Source organism: Brevibacterium sp. CT2-23B (assembly GCF_013168765.1).
In the GTDB taxonomy this organism is placed as follows: domain Bacteria; phylum Actinomycetota; class Actinomycetes; order Actinomycetales; family Brevibacteriaceae; genus Brevibacterium; species Brevibacterium sediminis.
Window position 1 is genome coordinate 44,801 of sequence record NZ_JABBYK010000005.1, and the last position, 24,920, is coordinate 69,720.

The following is a 24,920-nucleotide window of genomic DNA, read 5'->3' on the forward strand; positions in this document are numbered from 1 at the left end:
ACCACTGTTTTGTGCCAGAGGTGTCAGCGCTTCTCCTCGTCTTCCAGCCGCGCAAACGCCAGGTGGGCGAGCGCTGCAGCCTGATCCCCGAGCAGCCCGTCGTCGAAGACCACCCTGGGTGAGTGGTTCGTCTCGGCGTCCGGGTCGATGCCCTCGGGTGTTGCGCCGAGGAACACGAATGTGCCCGGCACTTTCTGCAAGACGAATGAGAAGTCCTCGGACCCCATCCGCGGATGCTCCATCTCGACGACCCGCTCGGACCCGAATACTGAGCCCAGTCGCTCGAGCACGACCGTCGACTCGGCAGGGTTGTTCACGGTCACGGGGAATCCCACTTGGAAGTCCACCTCGGCGGTGCAGCGGTGAGCCCGGGCGATGTTCTCGGCGATCTCCGTCACCCGCTCCTGCAGCAGGGCCACAGACTCGGCGGAGAGGAAGCGGATGGAGGCGGTGAGCTTCGCCGAGTCCGGGATGACGTTGCTGGCCTGCGCGGCTTCGAGCTGAGTGACCGAGACGACGACGGGATCGAAGATGTCGAAGGACCGACCGGTCATCGTATTCAGGGCCAGCACCACCTCGGCGAGCGCCGGCACGGGGTCGCGGGTCGCCTGCGGTTGACTGCTGTGTCCGCCCGCCCCGTGGATGGTCAGGTTGAGGTCGGCGAAGCCGGCCATGAGCGGCCCGCCCTTCGTCGTGAATCGACCTCGAACGTCGGCTTCGACGTGGATGCCGTAGGCCGCGACGACCGGGACACCGGCGGCTTCGAGCACGCCCTCGGCGATCATCGGCTCGGCCCCGCCTTCGACCTCCTCGGCGGGCTGGAACATGAAGATGATCGATCCGGGGATCTCCTCGCGGTGGGCGGCGAGCAAGCGTGCGGCGCCGACAAGCCCCGCCGTGTGCAGGTCGTGACCGCACGCGTGCATGTTCCCGTTCTCAGAGGCGAAGTCGAGGCCGGTGTCCTCGACGACCGGCAGCGCGTCCATGTCGCCGCGCAGCAGCACCGCGGGCCCGGGTTTCCCGCCCTTGAGGACGGCCACCACCGAGGTGAGCGACTCCCCCGTGGTGATCTCAAGTCCCAGCCCGGCGAGCTCATCGAGCACCGTCCGCTGCGTGAAAGGAAGGTCGAATCCCAGTTCGGGGTTCGCGTGCAGCTTCCGTCGCAGGGAAATGAGATCGCCGAGGTGGCCCTGAGCTTCGGTGCGGAAATCTGGGGTGGTCATGGGGCTCCTCATCGTGTGGGTGGCGTGCGGTTCGGTTCGACCGGTTCCGGTCGACTGCTGTTACCAATCTATGCCCTGCGGTGGTCAACGCACCCTTGTTGCCGGTCTGCACGGGCAAGTAATGTTGATTACCCACGTCACTCAACGAGGAGACCGAGCGTGCGCATCATCATTACTCAGAACATCACCCTCGACGGTCGTGTCGAGATGCTCGACGACTGGTTCGATCCGCAGGCCCAGGACGAAGAGCTCTCGGCCGAACTCATGCGGCAGTCCGCGAACGAGGACGTGCTGCTGCTCGGTCGGCAGACCTTCGAGGACTTCCGCGGCTATTGGCCGAACGCCACCGATGACACCACCGGAGTCGCGGACCACCTCAATCAGGTCGACAAACGCGTCGTGTCTTCGACGTTGACCGAACCGGGCTGGCAGAACACACAGATCATCAGCTCCGATCCGCTGCGCGCGGTCGCTGACCTGCGCGAGGCACCGGGACGCGATGTCATCGTCACCGGCAGCATCACCCTGGCCCACGAACTTATCGCGGAGGGACTCGTCGATGAGTATCGGATGTTCACCTATCCGGTATGGCAGGGTCGCGGACGCGGTTACTTTCACGACGGCGCGCACTCGGCCAGACCGCCGCGCCTCAAGCTCATCGATGCGAAGTCCTTCCCGAGCGGCATCACCTACTCGGCCTACGAGCCGAGCGCCTGAAGCACCATACGGCAGGACCGAGCGCCAGAGCCCGCGGACGGCACTTGCCCCTGTCTTCAGTCCGCGTGAGTGCGTTCGAAGTCCTTGCCCCACTCGTTCATCGCCTCGACGATCGGTTGAAGGCTGCGTCCCAGATCGGTCAGTGAGTACTCGACGCGCGGCGGCACTTCCGGATAGACGGTGCGCAGAACCAGACCGTCCTCCTCGAGCTCGCGCAGCTGCCTGGTGAGAGTCTTCGTGTTCGCCAAAGGCACCAGTCGCCCGAGTTCGTTGAACCGGCGAGTTCTCTCGAGCAGATGCTTGATGACAGTGAGCTTCCAGGTGCCGCCGACCGCCGAGACTGCCACCTCGACAGGGCACACCTCCATCGCGCGCCGGACCGGCAACCGCATAGGCACCTCCACAGGGACAGAAATGTCCGTACTAGACGCTCGTACTCTAAGCACCCACGATGGAGACATGCAATACGATGACACCCGTTCGACCGTCCTCTGGCTGAGTGCCCACCCCGAACCACGTTCGCTCAACGGAAGCTTGCGCACGATCGGAATCGAGCATCTGCGCACACTCGGCCACGCCGTCGTCGAATCCGATCTCTATGCCATGGAATGGGACCCGGTGGTGCGTCCGCGCGATGCCAGCATCCACTCATCGGATCGGTTCCGCATCAGTGCCGACAGCCGCGCTGCGCACCTCGCCGGCACCCAACCTGACGCGATCGTCCGCGAGCAGGAGAAGCTGCGACGGGCAGATGCGCTCGTCATTCAGTTCCCGCTGTGGTGGTACGGGATGCCGGCGATCCTCAAAGGCTGGTTCGACCGAGTCTTCGTCAGCGGCTTCGCCTTCGGCACCGACGAGACTACCGGACGACGGCTCCGCTTCGAGCAAGGACCTTTCACCGGCAAACGCGCGCTCGTCATCACCACACTCGGAGATCGTCCGCACGCCATCGGCCCCCGCGGGAAGTCCGGAGAGCTCAGCGAACTCCTCTTCGGCCTCCTGCACGGGACCTTCGCCTACACCGGCATGAGCGTTCTCGAACCGTTCGCCATTTCCAGCGCCGACCGTATCGACGACCTGACGCCGATCCGCTCCCGACTGACAGACCGCCTCGGCGAGCTCTTCACTGCCCCGACGATCCCCTACCGGCCGCAGTTCACCGGCGAGTACACCACCGATTGGGAACTCGCGCCCCACCTGTGCCCCGGAGAGCACGGGCTGCGGATCCACACCGCCTGCTGACCGGACGCTCAATACAGATCCGCCGCCCGTCGTACGCCGCACTATCGAAAGGCCCACCGAACCCATGAGCACAAGTGCCGTCGAACCCTTCCACCTCCACCTCCCGCAGTCCGAAATCGATGACCTCAACCGCAGGCTCACCTCTGCCCGCCTGCCCGAAGCAGAGACCATCGCGAGCCAGATACCGGCACCGGGACCTGGCCGGTGGTCCCAGGGTGTCCCGCTCACCGACCTCGTCGACCTCGTGGACTACTGGCGAACCGACTATTCGTGGCGAAACTTCGAGACTCGGCTCAACGAGATCGGCCAGTTCCGCACCGTCATCGACGGACTCGGAATCCACTTCCTCCACCGCCGGTCCTCGCGACCCAACGCAACCCCGTTGGTCCTCACCCATGGGTGGCCCGGCAGCATCGCCGAATACGTCGATGTCATCGACGAACTAGCCGAACCGACCGATCCCGAGGCACCGGCGTTCCACTGCGTTGTTCCCTCACTGCCGGGTTTCGGATTCAGCGACAAGCCGAGCAGCACCGGCTGGTCGACGGAGAAGATCGCCGAAGCCTGGGTGACGCTCATGAGCAGGCTCGGTTACGACCGCTTCGCAGCCTTCGGCGGTGACTGGGGAGGGGTGATCACCACGATCCTCGGCGGACGCTTCCCCGATCATCTCATCGGAATCCACACCACCTACGCCCCTGGCGTCCCCGACGCATCACTCGACGAGCTGACAGCAAGCGAGCGCGCATGGGCCGAAGACGCTGCAGACTTCTGGGCCAATCGGGCCGCATATGCCCATCAGCAGGCCACCCGCCCACAGACCATCGGATACGGCCTCGTCGACTCGCCGGTCGGACAACTGGCGTGGATCCTCGACAAATTCGCCGAATGGACGGACACCCGCGACAGCCCCTTCGAGAAGATCTCACGGGACCGACTGCTCGACAACGTCTCTCTGTACTGGCTGATGCGCACCGGTGCCTCCTCGGCGCGCATCTACTTCGAAAGCCACGACTCCCTCGACCCCGATCTGCGAGTCGACGTTCGCACGGCTATCACGATGTACCCCTGCGATATCGAAAGGTATCCGCGCGCATTGTCACAGCATCGCTACCGGCGCATCGTCCGCTGGCAGGCGGCCCCGAAAGGCGGACACTTCCCGTCCCTCGAAGCACCGCACGAGTTCCTCGCTGACCTCAGGGCCGGTCTGACGGCAATCCTCACGCCGTGCCGAACATGACTTTCCGGCCGTCGGGGTCCTCGACCGTGACGACGACATCGTCGACCGCCACGAGCGGAGTGCCGGCATTCTTGATCCGTTCGAGGAACTCCGCCTGATCCGGGATCCGGAAGTACAGGTGCGTGAGATTCGACTCCGTCACCGGCGGGAACGCATAGTCGGCGAACGCCTCGGCCGAGTGCAGAGCCACCTGCACTCCCCCGGCCTCGACGACGAAGTAGGAGTACTCCTCATCGCCCTCGGTCGTCAGCGGCAGCCCCGCGATCTCGCGATAGAAGGCGGCGGTCGCCTCGGCGTCTGTGCAGGTGAGGAACACTCCGCGAAACGTCGATTCCATGGCCAACTCCCTTCGCTGCGGATGGCACGGACCGTGCTCCGTACGATTCCGGTAGCCGCAGTGTATCCGCCGAGGCGGCCGACCGTCAGTGCCCGATCGACGAATCCGAGACGAACAGAGAACACCCGGGGCCTCCCCGATCCTGCCGACCGCAATCGTCCTTGCCAAGCGACGCACATACTCCACACATTCTTCGGGGAGTCGGCACTGTTAGCCTGGCAGGCTGAAACCGATGAGCAGGAGTGAATGTGCGAACGAACCGGTGGCTGCTCGGCCTGGCCATGTCCGTATCCGTGGTGGCGTTGGCCGCCTGCGGCAGTCAGGGCGACGAAGCAAAGCCGAAGGAGTCCTCGGCCGCGGCCGAACAGTCCCCCGGCGCCGACTCTGCTCAAGACCAACAGGGCCAGCAGGGCAAACCGAACACGAAGGACATTCCGAAGGTCGTCGCCGAGGTCAACGGCGAGAAGATCCTCAAGGACGACTTCGTTCCCCTCTTCGAAACCCAGTATCAGCAGATGCAGATGCAGGCTCAGCAGTCCGGACAGCCGGTCGATGAGAAGGGCCTGAAGAAGCAGACGGTCGAGAACCTTGTGAGCACCGAAGTGCTCGTCCAGGAAGCCGACAAGCGCAATATCGACGTCTCGGACAAGGACATCGACAAGGGGCTCAAGGAATCCGCGAAATCGGGACAGATGAGCGAGAAGGACTTCCTCAAAGCCATGAAGGACCAGGGCATGGACGAGGAGAACGTCCGCTCGGAGCTGAAGAACCAGCTGAAGATCGAGCGCCTCGTCGAGGACGAATACGGTGAGTTCGAGGTCAGCGGCGAAGAGATCGGGCAGGCCTACGAACAGGCGAAGTCCCAGCAGGAGCAGATGGCGCAGCAGGGCGGCCAGGGCCAGCAGGAGATGCCGCCGATCGAGGACATGCGTCCCCAGCTCAAGGAACAGGTGAAGAACCAGAAGTCTCAGGAAGCAACGCAGAAGTTCGCGAAGAAGCTGCGTAAGCAGGCCGACGTCACGATCCACCTCTGAGCCCCGAGAGCCACGGACGACATCCCACTTGGCAAGAAATTGCCGCCTTTTCTCAAGAAAATGCTGAGTGTTCCTCGCATTTCTCTTGTGTGGAACTTACTCTGAGGTGGACTCTCCGGTCGGTCAACTGACCGCCGGCCGCACCTGCCGTCCGCTGACCGGTGTCGACGGTGACACGAGTTCCACTGCAGAAAAGGACTTCCCGTGGCTTCCATTCTCACGCGCTCGGCGATCGTCGCGCCGAAGAACTTCAACCGGTGGCTGATCCCACCGGCCGCTCTGGCCATCCACCTGTGCATCGGCCAGGTCTACGCATTCAGCGTCTTCAAGATCCCCTTCATGTCGCACTTCGACGCCGGTGAGGTCTCGATCGGCTGGATCTTCTCGATCGCGATTCTCATGCTCGGCATCTCCTCTGCCGTCTTCGGCCCCTGGGTGGAGAAGAACGGCCCCCGCGCCTCGATGGTCGCGGCCGGAACCTGCTGGGTCGTCGGCTTCTTCATCGCCTCGCTCGGCATCATGACCGGGCAGCTGTGGCTGGTCTACCTCGGCTACGGAGTGATCGGCGGAATCGGTCTGGGCATCGGCTACATCTCCCCGGTCTCGACCCTGATGAAATGGTTCCCTGACCGTCCGGGCCTGGCCACGGGACTGGCCATCATGGGCTTCGGCGGCGGTGCCCTCATCGCCAGCCCGATGTCGAACCAGCTCATGGCCCTCTTCGGCGGCGGCTCCGACCCGGAACACCTCGTCGCCGGTCTGACCCCGACCTTCGTCACCCTCGGCATCGTCTATGCCGTCGTCATCGCCGCCGGTGCCTTCGTCATCCGCGTCCCCCACCCCGAATGGACCCCGAAGGGCTTCGACCCCTCGAAGGTCGAGGCGAAGCCGATGCAGACGAAGGGCAACGTCTCGGTCCGCAATGCCATCCGCACACCGCAGTTCTGGCTGCTGTGGGTCGTCCTGTTCCTCAACGTCACCGCGGGCATCGGCATCCTCGAGAACGCCGCCCCGATGATCCAGTCCTACTTCGGCATCACCGCGGCCGCAGCGGCCGGCTTCGTCGGTCTGCTCTCGATCGGCAATATGGGCGGCCGGTTCATCTGGTCGACGACCTCGGACTACCTGGGTCGAAAGAACAACTACATGATGTACCTCGGCGTCGGTGCGATCCTCTACCTCGTCGTCGCCCTCTTCGGCGGCGGCTCGATCTTCCTCTTCGTGCTCGCCACCCTCATCATCATCTCCTTCTACGGCGGCGGGTTCGCCACGATCCCCGCCTACCTCAAGGACCTCTTCGGCGTCTACCAGGTCGGAGCCATCCACGGTGCCCTGCTCACCGCCTGGTCGGCGGCCGGTGTGGCCGGTCCGCTCATCGTCAACTCCGTCGTCGAGGCCGGCGAGGTGGCAGGGAAGGAAGGCCCCGAGCTCTACACTCCGGGAATGTTCATCATGGTCGGCGCGCTGGCCATCGGCTTCATCGCCAATGTGCTCGTCCGCCCGGTCAGCGAGAAATACTTCGAACGTGAAGAGGACGTCGCCGCCAAGCAGGCCGCCGCCCTCGAAGAGAACTGAAGGAAGGGTCAGATCATGAACGATTCCACCCCCGTAGCCCACGTCCCCGACTCCGGATCGCCGCAGTCCCCCGTCGGCGGCGCCTATAAGGCCGTCGGCTCCGTCCTCACCGTTGTCGTGGTCGGCGGCCTCCTCTGGGGCCTGTCTCTGACCGTGGTCAAGGCCGTCGCGATCTTCACCGGCTGAGACTCCCTCAGACAGGATCCCCGCCAAGGCGGTTCCCCACCCTCACCTAGCCGAGGCGGCCCCTACGCAGCCGCCCACCCGCCGTCCTCGACGCGGGCACCCTTCCGATCCCCGGCAGAACCATGGTTCTGCCGGGGTTCGGTCGTCTTCAGTCATGGTCGGACCGGCCGTGGACAGCCCTGCTGTGACCCCCGACCGTCTTCCTCCCCCTCAGTGAAGAATCTTCGCCGGCCCCTTGCCAGCGACTAACTTAAGTGCTTAACTTACAGCATGGATCTCGCTCATGAACTCCACGACCTGGTCCGCTCACTCGACCGGTGGGCGGAGCAGATGCTGCGCCCCGAGGGACTGACCTACAACCAGTACGTCGCCCTCGTCATCCTCGGCCAGCACCCCGGCATCACCGGGCGCACGCTCTCTAAATCACTCGGCGTCACCGAGGCGGCCGGATCCGGGATCGTCAAAGCCTTGCTGACCGACGGCCTCATCACCAACGGCGCGACTCCGGGATCCGGCAATCGTAGGGAACTGCGCCTCACCTCGGCGGGGGAAGACAAGAGCGGGCACTGCGCACGCCTGCTCGGACACTCCCTCGACGACAATGCCCGAGCGATCGGCATCGACCCGAACTCTCTGGCCTCCACGATCCGCGACCTCCACGACGAGGTCCGCACCATCCGCTCCGAGACCCCGAAGGACCACTCATGACCCTCATCCTCGCCGCCCTCGCGGCCGCCTGCGGATTGGCTCGGCTCGCCCTCTTCATCGCTCTCCACCTCGTCAAGAGCGAGTACTCGATCGTCAGCCACGCCGTCAGCGACTATGCGGTCGGTTCAACCCGGCGCCTGAGCAGCGCGATGACCTGGGTGACGGTGCCGTTCTGGGGATTGCTCGCCGCGGCGGTCGTCGTCGGCTTGCCGGATTGGGAGGATTCGACGTTCGTCAGCATCGCCCTCGCGGTCCTCGCGATGATCTTCCTCGCCCTGCCCTTCGTCCCCACCGATCTGGAAGGCGAGAAGCTGACCACGATCGGGCGACTGCACTATCTCATGGCTATCGCCTGGTTCGCCCTCAGCTACGCCTGCATGGGCAACTTCGTGCGACTCTTCATCGCCGAGGGACCGGCACCCTTGGCACAGCTCCTCCAGGTGATCTCGTGGTTCGCACTCGTGTCCCTCATCGTCAGCGTCGCCGTGCTCATCATCAAGCCCCTGCGCCCGAAGTTCTTCGGCATCGCCGAACGCATCTTCATCCTCTCGGTCAACCTCTTCTACATCGGCGCCGCGATCGGCATCATCGTCATCGCCGGCTGATCGGCTCAACCCTCTCAGCCCTCGACTGACAAAGTCGAAGCTTCGCTCCAGCTGCGCCACAGCTTGGCCACAGCGTGCGGGTACTCAATAGGAATCACAGAGCACTTCCGCAGAACGGAGAAAGGCACAGACCATGAACGAGTCGAAGCGCATGAGGTCAGCACAGATGGCGACCGGCGCTGGGTACAACGGTGAGAACGCATTCGGCACCGAGACGACGGCAGCATCCGTCACCCGATCCCGCCCCCGGAGGCGTCGACTCGCCCTGGCCGTCACCGGAGCGGCAGCGGCGCTGGCGCTGAGCATCGGAACGACTGCAGGCCTGCCGGGCGCCGCGGCGGCCCATGCCCGCACGGTCGCGGGCGTGACCACCGAGTCAGCCATCCCCTTCACCGGGCAGCCGACCGACCCCAGCCAGGGCAGCGGGCAGAACGGCAACAGCCAAGGGGGCAGCGGTCAGAACGGAACACAGTCCCCGAACTTCGGACAGGGAAACGGCGGCCAAGGCAGCTACGGCGGAGGCACCGCTCCCGGCGGCGGCTCGCAGTCCCCTGACACCGGCCAGGGCAGCGACGGCTCTTCCCAGCAGGAGGCCAGCCCGGCGAGTGAGAAGGAGTCGACCGGCGTCGTCCTCATCGACACCGAGCTCGGCTATGAGAACGCCGAGGCGGCCGGCACCGGCATCGTGCTGAGCAAGGACGGTCTCGTGCTGACAAACAACCACGTCATCGCCGATTCGACGAAGATCTCCGTCACCGTAGCCACCACCGGCAAGACCTACGAGGCCTCCGTCGTCGGCTCCGATTCGACGGAGGACGTCGCCGTGCTCCAGCTCAAGGGCGCCTCGGACCTGCAGCCGGCCACGGTCGATGACGACTCGGTCACGGTCGGTGACGACGTCACCGCCGTCGGCAATTCCGAGGGACAGGGACAGCTGCAGGCCGCCGACGGCACGGTCACCGACCTCGGCGCCTCCGTCACCACCACCGCTCAGGGCTCCGAGGATTCGGAGACGCTGAACAACATGATCCAGGTCCAGGCCGATATCGTCTCGGGCGATTCGGGTGGGGCGCTGCTCGATGACGAAGGCGAGGTCGTCGGCATGAATACCGCGGCCTCGTCGGGATCGGCCACGGTCACCGGCTTCGCCATCCCGATCGAGTCGGCGCTGTCCACGGCCGAGTCGATCATCGACGGCGAGCAGACGAGCACGAACACCCTCGGCTATCCGGCGTTCCTCGGCATCGGGGTCCAACAGGATTCGCAGAACGGGCAGTCGAGCCAGTCGGGCCAGGGCAGCCAGTCGATCCAGCCAGGAGACGGCAGTTCGAACGGCCAGTCAGGTCAGCCAAGCCAGTCGGGCTCGTCGTCTCAGGCCGCAGGAGCTGTCGTCGCCGGGGTCTATGAGGACACCCCCGCCGCTGAGGCGGGACTGACCGCCGGAGACACGATCACCCGGATCGGCTCGACCCAGATCACCGACGGCACCGGCCTCTCCTCGGCCATCGCCGAGCACAAGCCCGGTGACACCGTGTCGCTGAGTTGGACGGACGCCAACGGTCAGACCCACAGCGCGAAGGTGACTCTGACCGAGGGCCCCGCAGCCTGAGCCGGAGATTGCCCAACCACCCCGGGCGAGACGTAAGATCGGGCCATGCCCGGACACGAAGACGCCTCGCCCGCGGAGTGGTCGCACCGCCCCCGGTCGGGCCATGGGCGCCTCGACTGGCCGACGATCCTGCGCAATATCGCTCTCGCCCTCGTCGTTCTGGCCGGAGTATGGGCGGTCTTCAATGTTCGTATGCCCTCGGTCGATGTGCTGCAGGCCGATATCGCGGCCGCCGGATTCTGGGGCTTCGCCGTCTTCGTCCTCATCTATATGGCCGTCGCCGCCACCCCGATCCCCGTGACGATCATGGCCACCGCCGGAGGACTCATCTACGGGCTGCCGTTCGGCACCATTCTGTCGATGGTCGGAGTCGTCGCGGGATGCTGGATCGGCTACTGGATCGCTCGGGCGCTCGGCCGGGACACTGTGCTGCGGCTGCTCGGCTCCCATGCCGAGACGATCGAATCCAAGCTCACTGGCGGCGGCTTCTACGCAGTGTGCGCCCTGCGCCTCATGCCCGGGTTCCCGTATTGGCCGGTCAACTACGGCAGCGGAGCACTGGGCATCGACAACCGCACATTCCTCAGCGCCACCATCATCTCGTCCCTGCCGGGTCAGCTCTCCCTCGTGGCCGTCGGCGCCTTCATCGGGGAGCCGAATGTCCTCAACGGCATCGGCGTGGGCATCTCCTGGGCACTGGTCATCACGCTGACGATCATCACGATGCGCCGCTGGAAGCGCACCCGAGACGCCGAACACGCACAGGCAGAGACGCCTGAAGTTCCTGAGTCTTAGTCGAAGTTCGGCTTTCGACGCTCCTGGAACGCCGTGAACCCTTCGGCGTAGTCCGGGGTCTGCCGCGCTGATTCCTGCAGGGCCGCCTCTTGGGCGAGCACCTCGGCGAGATTCGGGCGTTCGTCGGCGAGTTTCTGCACGAAGCCCTTCTCCATCGCGAAGGCCTCGGCCGGTCCGGTGACGATCTTCTCCAGCTTCGATTCGACGAAGTCGGTCAGTTCCACGGCGGGAACCGCACGGGAGACGATCCCGGTGGCGGCCGCCTCGGCGCCGGTCATGAAATCACCGGTGACGATGAGATCCATCGTCCGGTGATAGCCGACCCGGTCGAGGAACACGTGGTGGGCGCCGGAATCGAGCATCGCACCGATTGCGGCGAACGGGGACCCGAACTTCGCATCATCGGCGGCGAAGATGATGTCGGCTGCCGCCGCGACCCCGTACCCGAGCCCGAGGGCCGCCCCCTGGACCTGGGCGATCACGGGGATCGGCAGCGCCCTGATCGCCTGGAAGACGGGGGCGAAGATCTCGGCGAGGAAGGCGTGGGCGTCATCCGTCTCGACGTCGACGTTCGCGATGTCGCGACCGGAGCAGAAGACCTTGCCCTCTCCGCGGATGAGGAGGACGCGGACGTTCGGGACCGCCTCGGCGACCTTGGCCACGGCGGCCGCGATGTCGCGGAGGTTGTCCGCGTCGAGGGCGTTGCGGGACTCGGGTCCGTCGAGGACGAGCTCGGCGATCGGGCCGCGGTTCTTCAGTTGGATCTCGGTCATGGATGCTCCTTTGCGTGTCCTGTCAGTGTGGTGCGGCCGGTGCCCGCCGGGCGGGCGTCCTTGGTCACCAGGTGTAGAAACCCTGTCCGGTCTTGCGGCCGAGTTCACCGGCGGCGACCTTGTCCTTCAGTATCTGCGGGGGTGTGAAGCGCTCACCGATCTCCGCTGCGAGGTGCTCGGCGATGCCGAGGCGCACATCGAGGCCGACGATGTCCGTCGTCTTCAGCGGCCCGGCCGGATGCCGGTAGCCAAGGGTCATGGCCCGGTCGATGTCCTCCGCGCTGGCGACGCCGTCTTCGACCATCCGCATCGCTTCCAAAGCGAGAGCCACGCCGAGGCGGGAGGAGGCGAATCCGGGCGAGTCCTTCACCGTGATCGCAGTCTTCCCCAGACCCGTCACCCATTCCTTGGCGACGTCGACGAGCTTGGGATCGGTGTGGGTGCCGACGACGACCTCGACGAGTTCGGACACGGGCACCGGGTTGAAGAAGTGCAGGCCGATGAGCGCCTGCGGCCGCGGCAGGGCTGCGGCGAGCTCGTCGATCGACAGCGCCGAGGTGTTCGTGCCGATGCTCGCAGCAGGAGCGTGCTTCGCGATGGTCGCAAGGACCTCCTGTTTGAGTTCGACGATCTCGGGCACGGCTTCGACGACGAGGAGAGCCTCGTCGAGCAGGGTGGGATCACGGTCGACGACGACGGTTCCGGGCACCTCGATGCCCTTGGACCTTGATTTCTCGACCGAGGCGTCGATGCGTTCCCGGGCTGCGGCCACGGTGTCGTCGGTGTTCTCGATGACGACGACGCGGGCACCGGCGGTGGCAAAGGCATGCGCGATTCCGGCACCCATCCGACCGCCTCCGAAGACGCCGACGACATCGGGGACGCGGGCGGTGGTGGGGGCCGCCTCGGTGGGGGTGTCAGTGGTGTCGCTCATGCGTTGCCGCCTTCTTCTCGGGTGCGCGAATCGCGCTGCTGGTCGATCGCTTCGGTGGTCACGGCCTCGGCGCGTGCGCGCTCGGCCTTTTCCTGCTCGGCTGCCTTCTTCGCCTTCTTGGCCTCGCGCTTGGACAGGAACGCATCCATGCGGGCGAACTTCTCCTCGGTTTCGAACAGCACGGCCTGGGCCACATTGTCGATGAGCGGATGCGCTTCACGCGGCGCGTGGAACGCCGATTTGCTCAGCCGCACGGCCACGGGTGCGAAGCTCGCAATCCGATCGGCCAGCGCCTGACCGGCGAGTTCGAGGTCCTCGGGATCGACGACGTCGTTGAGCAGACCGATGGCCTTGGCTTCGTCGGCCTGCAGGGTGCGTCCGGCCAGGAGGATCTCCTTGGCGCGGGGCTCGCCGACGAGTTCGCGCAGACGCCAGGCGGCTCCGGCGGCGGCGAGGATGCCCAGACCGGTCTCCGGGTTGCCGATCTTCGTCGACGGGGTCCCGATGCGGAAGTCCGCGGCGAAGGCGAGCTCGGCTCCGCCGCCGAGGGCGAATCCCTCAACGAGCGCGATGACCGGCATCGGCAGTTCCTGGATGCGGGAGAAGATCTTCGAGTTGATCCCGGCCAGGGCATCATCGCGGCGACGATTGCGCAGCTGCGAGATATCGGCACCTGCGGCGAAGATGCCGGAGGTGCCAGTGAGGATCGCGACCTTCGGTTCGGCCTCGAGTTCGGCGCACACCGCGTGGAGGGCATCGACCATCGACTGGTCGATGGCGTTGCGGACCTCCGGCCGGTTGAGGCGGATGATCGTGCGGTCGGAATGGCGTTCGATGAGCAGCGGGGAGGCGGAATCGTTCACACCGGGTGCGCCGTTCGTGTCCCCGCCGTTGCCGCCGGCGCTCACACGCGCTCCAGCAGCAGCGCCGAACCCTGGCCGACGCCCACGCACATGGTCGCCAGTCCCTTCTTCGCCCCGGCCTGCTCCAGGCGGTTGAGCAGGGTCAGAGTGATGCGGGTGCCCGAGCAGCCCAGCGGGTGGCCGAGCGCGATCGCTCCGCCGAAGCCGTTGACGGTCTCCGGGTCGAGGCCGAGGTCGCCCATGCACGCCAGCGACTGGGAGGCGAAGGCCTCATTGAGTTCGACAGCCTCGAGTTCGCCGACCTTCCACCCGGTGCGCTCGAGCACCTTCCGGGTCGCGGGGACGGGTCCGATGCCCATGATCTCCGGGGACACACCGGCATTGGCACCGGCGACGATCCGGGCGCGCGGGGTGAGTCCGTGCTTGCTCGCATAGTCCTCGGACACGAGCACGACGACGGCGGCACCGTCATTGAGCGAGGAGGAGTTTCCGGCGGTGATGACGCCCCCGGGTCCGTGGATGGGGCGCAGCTTGCCGAGCTTCTCCAACGTCGAATCGCGCGGACCCTCATCGGCGGTGACTTCTCCGATGGGCAGGATCTCCGGATCGAAGCTGCCGGCCTTCTGCGCGGCCAGCGCCTTCTGATGGGACTGATAGGCGAATTCGTCGAGGGCTTCACGGCTCAGCTGCCACTTCTCGGCAACGCGTTCGGCCGTCTGCGGCATCGACAGAGTCGTGTCCTCGCCGAAAGCGGGGTTCGTGAACCGCCAGCCGATGGAGGTGTCCCAGGTCCGGCCCGGCTTCGACCACGCACGCGAGGGCTTCTCGCTCACCCACGGGGCTCGAGTCATCGATTCGACTCCGCCCGCCACGACCACATCGGCATCTCCCGCGGCGATCATCGCCCGTGCCGTCGTGATCGCGGTCATCCCCGAGGCGCACAGACGGTTGACGGTGAACCCGGGCACGGATTCGGGCAGTCCGGCCAGGAGCACGGCCATGCGCGCGATGTTCCGGTTGTCCTCACCGGCCTGGTTCGCCGAGCCGAGGATCACCTCGTCGATATCGGTCGGGTCGATGCCTGCCCGGTCGACGACGGTCTTCATCGTGGTCGCCACGAGGTCGTCGGGCCGCTGGTCGGCCAGTGCACCCCCGTAGCGTCCGATGGGGGTGCGCAGTCCGTCCAGAATGAATGCCTCGGGCATGGGTCTCCTCGCTGACGAGTTCGGGTAGGTGACATGGTACGGGCTTGCACCCGTTGGTGTGCGGCCCGCGCCCGCCGGGGTTCGGGCCGCTGGGGTTCGGGACGCTCAGGAGTCGAAGTCGACCGTGACTTCGTCGCTGACGGGGAACGTCTGGCAGGTGAGGACGAAGTTCGCCTCGACCTCGGCGTCTTCGAGGGCGTAGTTGCGGACCATGTTGACTTCGCCGCCGCAGATCTTCGCGCGGCAGGTCCCGCAGACGCCGCCCTTGCAGGCGAACGGCAGATCGGACCGGGATTCCTGTGCGGAATCGAGGATGGTCTTGCCCTGCGACATCGCCGAGGTGGAGCGCTTCCCGTCGAGGATGACCGTGACGTCGCTCGTCGCACCTTCGACGACCTTGTCCGCGTGGACGACCTCCGGTGGGGGTTCGTCGACGTAGAAGAGCTCGAAGTGGATCTTCTCCTTCGGCACGTTGAATTCGGCGAGGACCTTGCGGGCGTCTTCGAGCATGCCGAAGGGGCCGCACAGCCACACATGGTCCATGCTGCCGACCGGGACGATGGCGGTGAGCAGATCCCGCAGCTTCTCCGCGTCGAGGCGGCCGGAGAAGAGCTCGACATCGCGGGGTTCGCGGGAGAGGACGTGGACGAGGTCGAGCTGTTGGTTGCGAGCGTCCTTGAGGTCGGCGAGCTCCTCGGCGAACATCACGGTGTTCGTGTGCCGGTTGCCGTAGAGCAGGGTCACCGAGGCGTCGGGGTTGGACAGCACGGTCGAGGCGATGGAGAGCATCGGGGTGATTCCCGAACCCGCCGCGATGCACAGGTGCCGGCCGCCGGCGGAGGCGTCGGCGCGGAAGCTGCCCGAGGGCGGCTGCACCTCGATGGTGTCGCCGGCTCGGACCTCGCTGACCAGCCACAGGGAGAAGAGCCCTTCGGGGACTTCGCGGACACCGATGCGCGGGGCGGTTCCCGCCGGGGCGCAGATCGAATAGGTGCGGCGGTGCTCCTGGCCGTCGATGATGCGTCGCAGGGTCAGGGACTGTCCGGCGGCGAAGTCGAAGAGTTCGCTGTATTCGGCCGGCACGTCGAAAGTCACTGCGGCCGAATCCTCGGTGAGGTGGTCGACGGACTTCACGGTGAGTGGGTAGAAAGCCGACCGGGAGCGTCCGTCGGCGGGCTCGGTGGCGGGAGCCGCCTCGGCGGTCTGATCGATCGTCTGTGTCATCAGATCTCCTTCACATGGTCGAACGGTTCGAGGCAGTCGTTGCACTGGTACATCGCCTTGCACGCGGTCGCGCCGAACTCGGAGGACAGGCGGACGTTGTCGGATCCGCACAGCACGCAGGTCACGGCGCGGCGAGTGGGCATGAGGGTCAGCGCCACGGGGCCGGTGCGGACTGGGGCGGACCCTGGTGGGGAGATTCCGGCGTCCTTGAGTGCTTGTCTGCCGCGTTCGGTGATCCAGTCGCTCGTCCACGCGGGTGTCAGGGACACGCGCACCTCGGCGTCGGGGAATCCGGCTTCGAGGAGTTCGCGCTGCAGGTCATCGCGCATCGTCGCCATCGCCGGGCAGCCCGAATAGGTGGGGGTGATGGTGGTGACGACGTGGCCGTTCTCGATCGTGACGTCGCGCAGAACTCCGAGGTCGAGGAGGGTGAGCATCGGCATCTCGGGGTCGGTCACGCGTTCGGCGGCGGCCCAGGCACGGTCGATCGCCTCGGCGTCGGTGATGTCTGCTGTGCGGGTGTCGGTCGGGTAGGTCTCGAGCATGGCGGTCACCACTGACCCTCCGGGTGTTCCCGGGCGACGACCTGCATCTCGGCGAGCAGCTTCGACAGGGCCTCGGTGTGGAGTCCGTCGCGGCCCTTGCCGCCGTGGACGCCGACTCCGGCCAGTCCGCCGCGTTCGGGCCGGTCGATTCCGGCTGCGGCGAACACCTGGTCGAGGATGACGGATGCCTCGTCGGCCACGGTCGCGGGGTCGACGCCGATTCCGGCCTCGGCCACGGCAGTCTCGACCGGGTGGGTCTCGAAGAGCTCGGACCACAGCGGCCACAGACCGTCGAGGGCTTTGACCAGGCGGGACTTCGATTCCTCGGTGCCGCGGGCCAGGGTCACGACCCAGCGTCCGGCGAAGTCGCGGTGGTAGGACATCTCCTTCACGCCCTTGGCCGCGATGGCCGCGAGCACGGTGTCGCGGCTGTCTACGAGGCGTTCAAAGATCGACAGGCGCCAGGTGGAGTAGATGAGGATCTTCGCGACCGCCTCGGCGAAGTCGCCGTTGGGCACCTCTGCCAGGCGGACATTGCGGAAGCCCAAGTCGTTGCGGAAGAACGCGAGCCGGTCCTCATCGGGCACCGGGGAGCCAGCCGGCAGCTCGGGCACGAGCTCCGGATCGGCTGCGGCGGCGCGGGCGAGCAGGAGACGAGCCTGCCCGAGGAGGTCGAGGGCGATGTTCGCCAGCGCGATGTCCTCTTCGAGGTCAGGGGCGTTCGAGCACCATTCGGAGATCCGCTGGCTGAAGACGAGGGCGTCGTCGCCGAGCATGAGGCAGTACGCGCCGAGGTCCTTGGCGTCGACGCCGTCGGGCACGGTCGTGTCGACGCCGGCCAGGGGGTCTTCGAAGTCGGTGCCGAAGGCCCAGTTCGCGTCGTTGACGAGCAGACCGGAGTACGCGTTGTCGTGGTCGCCGTGATCGACGTTCGTGCCGGCTTCGTCGTGTTCGACGTGGATGGTGGGTTCGTTGTTCGCAGTCATCTCTCGCCCCTTCTCACATATGGGGGACATCGGCGGGGATGTCGTAGAAGGTGGGGTGGCGGTAGACCTTGTCGCCGCTGGGGGCGAACATCGGGTCCTTCTCGTCCGGGCTCGAGGCCGTGATGTCGGAGGCGCGGACGACCCAGATGCTCACGCCTTCGTTGCGTCGGGTGTAGACGTCGCGGGCATGGTGGACGGCCATCTGGTCGTCGGCGGCGTGCAGAGATCCGACGTGGACGTGGTTGAGTCCGCGCTTGCCGCGCACGAAGACCTCGTACAGCGGCCATTCGCCGCGGGTCGAGCCTGCAGCGGATGCGTCCTTCGCCGAGGTGGAGCCGGGGTTGGTCTCGGTCATTTCGCAGTCTCCTCGGGGGTGGTGGTGTCAACTCCGGCGGCGGGGGTGTCCGCGGTTGCGGCCGGGGTGGCGGCCGCCTCGACGGTCTGGTTCTCGGCGAAGGCGAGCGCTGCTTCGCGCACCCACGCTCCTTCGTCCCAGGCGCGCTTGCGGTGGGCGATTCGCTGAGTGTTGCAGGGGCCATTGCCCTTGACGACGTCCCAGAACTCGTCCCAGTTCGGGGTGGAGAAGTCGTAGTGTCCGCGCTCTTCGTTCCATTTGAGGTTCTCGTCGGGGAACGTCACGCCGAGGGCTTCGGCCTGCGGGACGGACATGTCGACGAACTTCTGGCGCAGCTCATCGTTGGTGTGGGTCTTGATGCCCCAGGCCATCGACTGCTCGGTGTTCGGCGAGTTGTCGTCGGGAGGTCCGAACATCATCAGCGCCGGCCACCAGAAGCGGTTGACCGATTCCTGGACCATCTCGCGCTGAGCCTCGGTGCCGCGCATCATCGTCATCAGCAGTTCGTAGCCCTGGCGCTGGTGGAAGGACTCTTCCTTGCAGATGCGGATCATCGCGCGGCCGTAGGGGCCGAAGGAGGTCCGGCACAGCGGCACCTGGTTGCAGATGGCCGCCCCGTCGACGAGCCAACCGATTGTGCCGACATCCGTGTAGGACAGGGTCGGGTAGTTGAAGATCGAGGAGTACTTCTGCTTGCCGGCGACGAGCTTCTCGGTGAGTTCGTTGCGCGTGGCGCCCAGGGTCTCGGCGGCAGAGTAGAGGTAGAGGCCGTGTCCGGCTTCGTCCTGGACCTTCGCCAGCAGGATCGCCTTGCGACGCAGGGAGGGCGCGCGGGAGATCCAGTTGCCTTCGGGCTGCATGCCGATGATCTCCGAGTGCGCGTGCTGCGCTACCTGGCGGATGAGCGTCTTGCGGTAGGCCTCGGGCATCCAGTCCCGGGGTTCGATCCGATCCTTGGCCTCGATCGTGGCGTCGAACTGCTCCTGCAGCTGCGCCTCATCGAAGCGGTTGTCGTTCACTTGAGTTGTCATGACCACTCCACCCTTGGATGTGCCCTTGTCAGGACCCGGCTCGGTCAGCGGCTGCCGACCTCCTCATCGGTCCGACCATCGTAAGACCTCGGGCCCGAGGGCATCCATTTACTGACCATTTGTTCTGTATTGTTGCCACCAGTGTCGCACACCCCCGGCCCGGGTGCAATGCCGCCCACGCGAAGGAGCCACTCAGCCCCGCCGTCCTGCCGCGTCGCCGAGCCGAAGCGGCGACTGCCGAATTCAGGTCAGCATCGGATACTTTCGGCGCCAGAAACTATCCGATGCTGACCTAGTCTTCTCGGAAACCATCCGATAGTGACCTAATTCCCGCCTGCACTTGACGATGCGTGCGCGATTCGCAGATGAACACACCCCGAACGCACCCCGTGACTTGACAGCGACGACGATCGGAACGATATTTATTGACCAGATGGTCGTTAATTCTCCGACGGGCTGACCGTCCGGAATCGCGGGGAACTCTCACCGTCGTCAATACGCAGCGGCGCAGGCACTCCTCGTGCATCGGCGCCTGAACCCGCGACTCGAGGAGGAGCCGACCATGGGACAGCCCGCCCACGATACGACGACCGCGGAGTCACAGACCCCGAACACCTCCACCCCCGCCGAGGCGGCGCCCGAGTCCCCCACCGAGGCGACCACTCCGTCCCCCGCAGACGCCCCCACCGAGGCGGCGCCCGAGCTCACCGGTGCCGCCGCGATGTTCGCCAACGATCGCGCCTCCCAGCACCTGGGCATCACCGTCGATGACCACGGACCCGGGTGGGCGCAGTGCTCGATGACGGTCACCGACATCATGACCAACGGCCACGACATCACCCACGGCGGCTACATCTTCCTCTTCGCCGACACCACCTTCGCGATGGCCTGCAACTATCCCGGCTCGATCACCGTCGCCTCCGGCGGAGACATCGACTTCCTCAAACCCACGTACCTCGGTGACGAGCTCGTCGCCCGCGGCCATGAGGTCATCAAGCAGGGCCGCTCGGGCATCTACGACGTCACCGTCACGCGCGGCGACGACATCATCGCCACCTACCGCGGCCGCTCCCGCACGCTGCCCGCCCGCAAGTAGACCCGACCAACCACACGGCCGCCGGCTCCGCGACAGGCACCATGCCGCGCCGGACCACCCCCACCGAACCACCCGTCGACGACCGAACACCGAAGAACGGTGGACCACCTCGGCGGTTTTTGGATCTGACACACAGAAGAGATTCGCAAGGAGACGATGATGACTGAGACCGACCTCGACGCCGGCGAACGGATGAGCCTGGACGAGCTGCGCTCCGACCAGCTGAAGAACCTCAAGACGACGGTGACCTCGGTGTACGAACGGGTGCCGTTCTACCGGAAGGCCTTCGACGACCTCGGCGTGACTCCCGCCGACATCACGAGCCTCGATGACATTGCGAAGCTGCCGTTCACGACTAAGCAGGACCTGCGCGACAACTATCCGTTCGGGCTCTTCGCCGTCCCGCAGGAGCAGGTCGCGCGCATCCACGCCTCCTCGGGAACGACGGGCCTGCCGACCGTCGTCGGGTACACGATGGGCGATCTCGATCGTTGGGGCAGCCTCATCGCGCGGTCCATCCTCGGTGCCGGCGGCAAGCGCGGACAGATGATGCACAATGCCTACGGCTACGGGCTGTTCACCGGCGGCCTCGGCGTCCACGGGGCGGAGCGTCACGGGTTCACCGTCGTCCCGATCTCCGGTGGTCAGACCCCGCGCCAGGTGCAGCTCATCCAGGACTTCAAGCCGGACATCATCACGGCCACCCCGACGTACCTGCTCACGATCCTCGACGAATTCCACAAGCAGGGCATCGACCCGACCTCGACGAGCCTGAAGACCGCGATCTGCGGCGCCGAGCCGTGGACGGACGAGATGCGCAAGGAGATCGAGAACTCCTTCAACATCGATGCCGTCGACATCTACGGTCTCTCCGAGGTCATGGGCCCCGGCGTGGCCTGCGAATCCGCGGTGACGAAGGACGGCCCGACGATCTGGGAGGACCACTTCTACCCGGAGATCGTCGATCCCTTCACCGGCGAGGTGCTGCCCGACGGCGAGGAGGGCGAACTCGTCTTCACCTCGCTGACGAAGGAAGCGCTGCCGATCATCCGCTACCGCACGCACGATCTGGCAACACTGCTGCCGGGCACCGCGCGCCCGAACTTCCGCCGCATCTCGCGCATCACCGGCCGATCCGATGACCTCATGATCATCCGCGGCGTCAACGTCTACCCCGCGAACGTCGAGACCGTGCTCTTCGAGTTCGCACCGCTGAGCCCCCACTTCCAGCTCATCCTCACCCGCCCTGGCCGGATGGATGAGATGACCGTCGAGGTCGAGGCCCGCGAAGGCGTCGGCGCCGTCGAACTCGACGGCCTCGACAAGCTCGTGGCCGCCCGCATCAAGGAGCGCCTCGGCGTCTCCTGCTCCATCGACATCAAGCTGCCCGGCGATCTGCCGCGCTCGGTCGGCAAGATGAAGCGCATCATCGATCGCCGCGAGGGCGTGCGCTGAGATGAGGCGCAGGGCATGCGCTGAAGCGGCGCCGCGGACGCGCGCCGAGGTGAGTGCTGTGACTTGGATCGCGGCACTCACCGAGGTGGCCGATTAGACTGATGCGCATGCCCGAATCGTCCTCACCTGCGTCGACAACCCCGGACCCGACGACGTCGTCTGCGGAATCGACGACCGCCGCGTCGACGTCCTCGACGACCCCCGCCGAGGCGACCGCCCCCAAACGCTCGCGCCGCGGCCGTCCCGGCTACGACCGGGAGACCTTGATCAACAAGGCCACAGAGGTCTTCGTCTCCCGCGGCTATGACGGCACGTCGATGGACACGGTCGCCCGTGAGCTCGGCATCACGAAGTCCGCAATCTACCATCACGTGAAGTCGAAGGAAGAGCTGCTGCACCTGGCGATCAGCCGCGGCATCCGCGCCCTCGATTCCGCTGTGGAGACCGAGAGCCTGCGAGAGAACGTCACCGCGCTCGAACGCCTGCAGCTGGCCGTGCGCGCCAGCGTCGTCATCCTCATCGAGTACCACCATTCGGTGACCTTGCTGCTGCGCGTGCGCGGAAACTCACCGCTGGAACGCGAAGCCCTCGAGGCCCGACGCAACATCGATGCGAAGGTCCGTGCGCTCGTCGAGGCCGCCATCGCCGAGGGCGGTCTGCGCTCGGACTTCACCCCCGGGCTCATCACCCGTCTGCTCTTCGGCATGGTCAACTCGATCACCGAGTGGTACCGCCCCAGCTATCCCGTCGACCCCGACACCATCGCCGAGGCGGTCACGACAATGGCCTTCCAAGGCCTGGAGGCCTGAGGGTCGGGTCCTGGCCTCCGAGGCTCAGCCTTCCCCGATCGCTCCCGCAGTCAGAACCCAGCCGAGTGTCGATTCGATCTCGGACAGCAGATCCTGCCTCGGAGGCTGATAGTCGCCGATCACCCAGTCGACGACGACCTGAATACCGGCGCCGACGAGCAGGTCCCCGAGCACTCTCCGACGCGTGCCGGTGAGTACGGTGCCCGAGACGGCCACGCAGAGCGCATCGGCGAGTTCGCCGCCGATCACCCGACCGTGCCGACGGTAGAGCTCGTCGATGCGCGCACTGACTCCGAGCACTTCGAAGAGGTGGACTCGCGCGAAGATCGGGTTCTCTTGCGCCCAGCCGAGAAACCCGCCCATGAATCCGCGCAGCACCGCCATGGCCTCGGCGCCCTGCGCCTCCGTCACAGTCTCAGAGCCCCCTGCATCGGCCGCACCACCAGCGAGCACCACGGCCCGCAGATCGGCCACCACCCGCTCGTAGACCTCGACCAGGAGATCCTCCAAGGTGGAGAAGGACTCATAGAAGTAGCGCTTGTTCAACCCCGCGGTCTCGCAGATCGCGCCCACCGTGGCCGCCCGGTATCCCTGAGTCCCGAACAGTTCGATCCCTGCCGCGATGATCTGTTCCCGCCGAGCACTCTCCCGCGCTTCGCGGCTGGCTCCGGCGTAGGGGCGTCCTTGAGTAGTCACAGTGTGATCTTGACAACACTGATCGCCGAATGCAAACTGGTACGGCATCGTGCCAGAAAGGGCGGGAATGACCTCCACCAATGCAGACGACGGCCCCACGGCCTCGGCGGGGCTCGGCTCCCAAGCCACAGCGAACACCTCGTCCCTCAGCGCCGCTCAGCGCGAACGTGACCTCGCGGCCGCCTCGGCGAATATCTCCGACGTCGTCGTCATCGGCGGTGGATTCACCGGCACCGGCGTCGCTCTGGACGCGGCCAGCCGCGGACTCTCTGTCACCCTCGTCGAACGCGGCGACCTCGCCTCGGGAACGAGCAGCTGGTCATCGAAACTCGCCCACGGCGGACTGCGCTACCTCGCGAAGGGCGATATCGGGATCGCGTGGGAATCCGCCGTCGAACGCGGCCGGCTGATGAACACCATCGCCCCGCACCTCATCCGGCCGCTGCCGATGATCTTCCTGCTGCATCCGGGGGTCGGTCGCGTCGAGGCGGCCATGACGAACACCGGCTTCCACGCCGGCGACCTCCTGCGGATGCTCGCCCGCACCCCGAAGGAGCTTCTCCCCCATCCCCGCCGCGTCTCGGCCGCCGAAGTCCGGCAGCTCGCCCCGACGACGGCGACCGACGGTCTGCGCGGCGGACTGCTCAGCTGGGACGGTCAGCTCATCGACGATGCCCGGCTCGTCGTCGTCTTGGCCCGGACCGCCGCCGAACACGGTGCGGGTGTCATCACCTACGCCGAGGCGACCGACATCGAACCCACCCGCGTGCACATCAGGGACCGCCTCACCGGGGATGAGCACACGCTGCGCACCCGACAGATCGTCAATGCAGCCGGCGTCTGGTCGGACACTCTCTCGGACGAGGTCGAACTGGCACCGAGCAAGGGTTCGCACATTCTCGTTCCTGCCGCCCGCCTCGGCGACCCACAGGCCGCGATCACCGCCCCGGTGCCCGGTCACTTCGGTCGCTACGTCTTCGCCGTGCCGTGGCCCAACGGTCTGGTCATGATCGGTCTCACCGACGATCCGCACCACGGACCGATCCCGGACCGCGCCCTTCCCGACGGCGATGAGGAGGCGTTCCTCCTCGACACGATCAACGCCGTTCTCGAAGACAAGCTGACCACTGACGACATCGTCGGCGGCTACGCCGGCTTCCGCCCGCTGATCAAGACAAGCGGCACCTCGAGCAGCGCCGACCTCTCCCGCAAGCACGCCCTGCTGCGCGACTCGCGGACCGGGGCGCTGACGATCGTCGGGGGCAAGCTCACCGCCTACCGCCGCATGGCCGAAGACGCCGTCGACGACGTCGTCAAGGTCGGCGGACTGCGCGCCGGAGCGTGCCGGACGACCGAACTCGGCCTCGTCGGCAAGGGCACACCCGCACCCGGCCTGCCCGACCGCCTCGTCGCCATCTACGGAACCGACGCGGCGAAGGTGGCAGCCTACGGCGATGCCGACCCCTCCCTCAACGAACCCGTGCGCGAGGGCATCCCGCTGACCGGCGCGGAGGTCCGTTTCGCCGTCGAACACGAACTGGCGCTGACGGTCGAGGACTTCATCGACCGGCGGACCCGGTGGGGACTCGTCGACGCCGACCGCGCTGACCTCTATGACGCTGTGGCCCGGCTCGCTCCGGAACTCACCACCGAATCACGACACGAAGGATGACGACC

27 protein-coding genes are annotated in these 24,920 nt (G+C 66.3%); 14 read left to right on the plus strand and 13 right to left on the minus strand.

Features of this window, described 5'->3' with window-relative positions; all coding sequences use genetic code 11:
• Nucleotides 1-23: 23 nt before the first annotated feature.
• On the minus strand, nucleotides 24-1,223 hold the full coding sequence (locus HIM68_RS13190) for a M20 family metallopeptidase (RefSeq protein WP_172172898.1): 1,200 nt from the start codon (nucleotides 1,221-1,223) through the stop codon (nucleotides 24-26).
• A gap of 159 nt (nucleotides 1,224-1,382) precedes the next feature.
• Between HIM68_RS13190 and HIM68_RS13195 the strand changes: the two genes are divergently transcribed.
• Nucleotides 1,383-1,940 carry a dihydrofolate reductase family protein gene (locus tag HIM68_RS13195; RefSeq protein WP_139467764.1) on the plus strand — a complete coding sequence of 186 codons (558 nt, stop codon included), beginning with the start codon at nucleotides 1,383-1,385 and terminating at the stop codon, nucleotides 1,938-1,940.
• 56 nt (nucleotides 1,941-1,996) lie between these two features.
• On the opposite strand, the gene HIM68_RS13200 is transcribed toward HIM68_RS13195, so the two are convergent.
• Complete coding sequence (locus HIM68_RS13200; RefSeq protein ID WP_172172900.1) at nucleotides 1,997-2,332, minus strand: helix-turn-helix domain-containing protein; 336 nt, start codon at nucleotides 2,330-2,332, stop codon at nucleotides 1,997-1,999.
• A 67-nt stretch (nucleotides 2,333-2,399) separates the two neighbouring features.
• Here HIM68_RS13200 and HIM68_RS13205 point away from each other — a divergent pair, with 67 nt between their 5' ends.
• Nucleotides 2,400-3,182 (plus strand): NAD(P)H-dependent oxidoreductase, encoded by a 783-nt coding sequence (locus tag HIM68_RS13205; protein ID WP_172172902.1) that lies wholly within the window; start codon nucleotides 2,400-2,402, stop codon nucleotides 3,180-3,182.
• 64 nt (nucleotides 3,183-3,246) lie between these two features.
• Nucleotides 3,247-4,422, plus strand: a complete 1,176-nt coding sequence (locus HIM68_RS13210) for an epoxide hydrolase family protein (RefSeq protein ID WP_172172904.1) — start codon at nucleotides 3,247-3,249, stop codon at nucleotides 4,420-4,422.
• Here HIM68_RS13210 and HIM68_RS13215 read toward each other — a convergent pair.
• Nucleotides 4,403-4,759 (minus strand): VOC family protein, encoded by a 357-nt coding sequence (locus tag HIM68_RS13215; RefSeq protein WP_139906545.1) that lies wholly within the window; start codon nucleotides 4,757-4,759, stop codon nucleotides 4,403-4,405. The two genes, HIM68_RS13210 and HIM68_RS13215, sit on opposite strands and share 20 nt — an antisense overlap.
• A gap of 248 nt (nucleotides 4,760-5,007) precedes the next feature.
• Here HIM68_RS13215 and HIM68_RS13220 point away from each other — a divergent pair, with 248 nt between their 5' ends.
• From HIM68_RS13220 to HIM68_RS13250, 7 genes are all read left to right on the plus strand, one after another.
• Nucleotides 5,008-5,793 (plus strand): SurA N-terminal domain-containing protein, encoded by a 786-nt coding sequence (locus tag HIM68_RS13220; protein WP_367647533.1) that lies wholly within the window; start codon nucleotides 5,008-5,010, stop codon nucleotides 5,791-5,793.
• Between the two features lie 204 nt (nucleotides 5,794-5,997).
• Nucleotides 5,998-7,368, plus strand: a complete 1,371-nt coding sequence (locus HIM68_RS13225) for an OFA family MFS transporter (protein WP_172172906.1) — start codon at nucleotides 5,998-6,000, stop codon at nucleotides 7,366-7,368.
• Between the two features lie 15 nt (nucleotides 7,369-7,383).
• Entirely contained in the window at nucleotides 7,384-7,554 is a 171-nt protein-coding gene (locus tag HIM68_RS13230; RefSeq protein ID WP_172172908.1) for a hypothetical protein, read from the plus strand.
• Between the two features lie 270 nt (nucleotides 7,555-7,824).
• The gene (locus HIM68_RS13235) at nucleotides 7,825-8,262 is read left to right on the plus strand and encodes a MarR family winged helix-turn-helix transcriptional regulator (RefSeq protein ID WP_172172910.1); all 438 of its coding nucleotides are present in this window, start codon (nucleotides 7,825-7,827) and stop codon (nucleotides 8,260-8,262) included.
• Entirely contained in the window at nucleotides 8,259-8,867 is a 609-nt protein-coding gene (locus HIM68_RS13240; RefSeq protein ID WP_139467758.1) for a DUF998 domain-containing protein, read from the plus strand. The genes HIM68_RS13235 and HIM68_RS13240 overlap by 4 nt, the downstream gene beginning before the upstream one ends.
• Before the next feature lie 133 nt (nucleotides 8,868-9,000).
• A complete protein-coding gene (locus HIM68_RS13245) occupies nucleotides 9,001-10,476 on the plus strand; it encodes a S1C family serine protease (protein ID WP_172172912.1) in 1,476 nt (491 codons plus the stop codon).
• A 45-nt stretch (nucleotides 10,477-10,521) separates the two neighbouring features.
• Complete coding sequence (locus HIM68_RS13250; protein WP_172172914.1) at nucleotides 10,522-11,271, plus strand: TVP38/TMEM64 family protein; 750 nt, start codon at nucleotides 10,522-10,524, stop codon at nucleotides 11,269-11,271.
• Here HIM68_RS13250 and HIM68_RS13255 read toward each other — a convergent pair.
• From HIM68_RS13255 to paaA, 9 genes are all read right to left on the minus strand, one after another.
• Nucleotides 11,268-12,044: an enoyl-CoA hydratase/isomerase family protein gene (locus tag HIM68_RS13255; protein ID WP_139467755.1), complete on the minus strand. Its 777-nt coding sequence runs from the start codon at nucleotides 12,042-12,044 to the stop codon at nucleotides 11,268-11,270. The genes HIM68_RS13250 and HIM68_RS13255 overlap by 4 nt on opposite strands.
• 64 nt (nucleotides 12,045-12,108) lie before the next feature.
• Nucleotides 12,109-12,978 carry a 3-hydroxyacyl-CoA dehydrogenase family protein gene (locus tag HIM68_RS13260; RefSeq protein ID WP_172172916.1) on the minus strand — a complete coding sequence of 290 codons (870 nt, stop codon included), beginning with the start codon at nucleotides 12,976-12,978 and terminating at the stop codon, nucleotides 12,109-12,111.
• Nucleotides 12,975-13,886, minus strand: coding sequence for an enoyl-CoA hydratase/isomerase family protein (locus HIM68_RS13265; protein ID WP_367647535.1), 912 nt, complete (start codon nucleotides 13,884-13,886; stop codon nucleotides 12,975-12,977). The genes HIM68_RS13260 and HIM68_RS13265 overlap by 4 nt, the downstream gene beginning before the upstream one ends.
• On the minus strand, nucleotides 13,883-15,046 hold the full coding sequence (locus tag HIM68_RS13270) for a thiolase family protein (RefSeq protein ID WP_172172918.1): 1,164 nt from the start codon (nucleotides 15,044-15,046) through the stop codon (nucleotides 13,883-13,885). Before HIM68_RS13270 ends, HIM68_RS13265 begins: the two co-directional genes overlap by 4 nt.
• A gap of 105 nt (nucleotides 15,047-15,151) precedes the next feature.
• Entirely contained in the window at nucleotides 15,152-16,270 is a 1,119-nt protein-coding gene (paaE, locus tag HIM68_RS13275; protein WP_172172920.1) for a 1,2-phenylacetyl-CoA epoxidase subunit PaaE, read from the minus strand.
• Nucleotides 16,270-16,827, minus strand: coding sequence for a 1,2-phenylacetyl-CoA epoxidase subunit PaaD (gene paaD, locus HIM68_RS13280; protein WP_229664029.1), 558 nt, complete (start codon nucleotides 16,825-16,827; stop codon nucleotides 16,270-16,272). The genes paaE and paaD overlap by 1 nt, the downstream gene beginning before the upstream one ends.
• Complete coding sequence (paaC, locus tag HIM68_RS13285) at nucleotides 16,821-17,801, minus strand: 1,2-phenylacetyl-CoA epoxidase subunit PaaC (protein WP_172172922.1); 981 nt, start codon at nucleotides 17,799-17,801, stop codon at nucleotides 16,821-16,823. The genes paaD and paaC overlap by 7 nt, the downstream gene beginning before the upstream one ends.
• Nucleotides 17,802-17,814: 13 nt before the next feature.
• Nucleotides 17,815-18,156 (minus strand): 1,2-phenylacetyl-CoA epoxidase subunit PaaB, encoded by a 342-nt coding sequence (gene paaB, locus HIM68_RS13290; RefSeq protein WP_172172924.1) that lies wholly within the window; start codon nucleotides 18,154-18,156, stop codon nucleotides 17,815-17,817.
• Complete coding sequence (paaA, locus tag HIM68_RS13295; RefSeq protein ID WP_216657144.1) at nucleotides 18,153-19,187, minus strand: 1,2-phenylacetyl-CoA epoxidase subunit PaaA; 1,035 nt, start codon at nucleotides 19,185-19,187, stop codon at nucleotides 18,153-18,155. The genes paaB and paaA overlap by 4 nt, the downstream gene beginning before the upstream one ends.
• A 562-nt stretch (nucleotides 19,188-19,749) precedes the next feature.
• On the opposite strand from paaA, the gene paaI reads away from it, so the two are divergent.
• The 3 genes from paaI (at nucleotide 19,750) to HIM68_RS13310 (ending at nucleotide 22,547) form a co-directional block, all read left to right on the plus strand.
• The gene (gene paaI, locus HIM68_RS13300; RefSeq protein ID WP_139467748.1) at nucleotides 19,750-20,283 is read left to right on the plus strand and encodes a hydroxyphenylacetyl-CoA thioesterase PaaI; all 534 of its coding nucleotides are present in this window, start codon (nucleotides 19,750-19,752) and stop codon (nucleotides 20,281-20,283) included.
• Nucleotides 20,284-20,442: 159 nt separating this feature from the next.
• Nucleotides 20,443-21,738 carry a phenylacetate--CoA ligase PaaK gene (gene paaK / locus HIM68_RS13305; RefSeq protein WP_139467747.1) on the plus strand — a complete coding sequence of 432 codons (1,296 nt, stop codon included), beginning with the start codon at nucleotides 20,443-20,445 and terminating at the stop codon, nucleotides 21,736-21,738.
• Between the two features lie 107 nt (nucleotides 21,739-21,845).
• Nucleotides 21,846-22,547: a TetR/AcrR family transcriptional regulator gene (locus HIM68_RS13310; protein WP_172172926.1), complete on the plus strand. Its 702-nt coding sequence runs from the start codon at nucleotides 21,846-21,848 to the stop codon at nucleotides 22,545-22,547.
• A 24-nt stretch (nucleotides 22,548-22,571) separates the two neighbouring features.
• Here HIM68_RS13310 and HIM68_RS13315 read toward each other — a convergent pair whose 3' ends face one another.
• A complete protein-coding gene (locus tag HIM68_RS13315) occupies nucleotides 22,572-23,243 on the minus strand; it encodes a TetR/AcrR family transcriptional regulator (RefSeq protein ID WP_172172928.1) in 672 nt (223 codons plus the stop codon).
• A gap of 67 nt (nucleotides 23,244-23,310) precedes the next feature.
• Here HIM68_RS13315 and HIM68_RS13320 point away from each other — a divergent pair, with 67 nt between their 5' ends.
• Nucleotides 23,311-24,915 carry a glycerol-3-phosphate dehydrogenase/oxidase gene (locus HIM68_RS13320; RefSeq protein WP_172172930.1) on the plus strand — a complete coding sequence of 535 codons (1,605 nt, stop codon included), beginning with the start codon at nucleotides 23,311-23,313 and terminating at the stop codon, nucleotides 24,913-24,915.
• The last annotated feature ends 5 nt before the right edge of the window (nucleotides 24,916-24,920 follow it).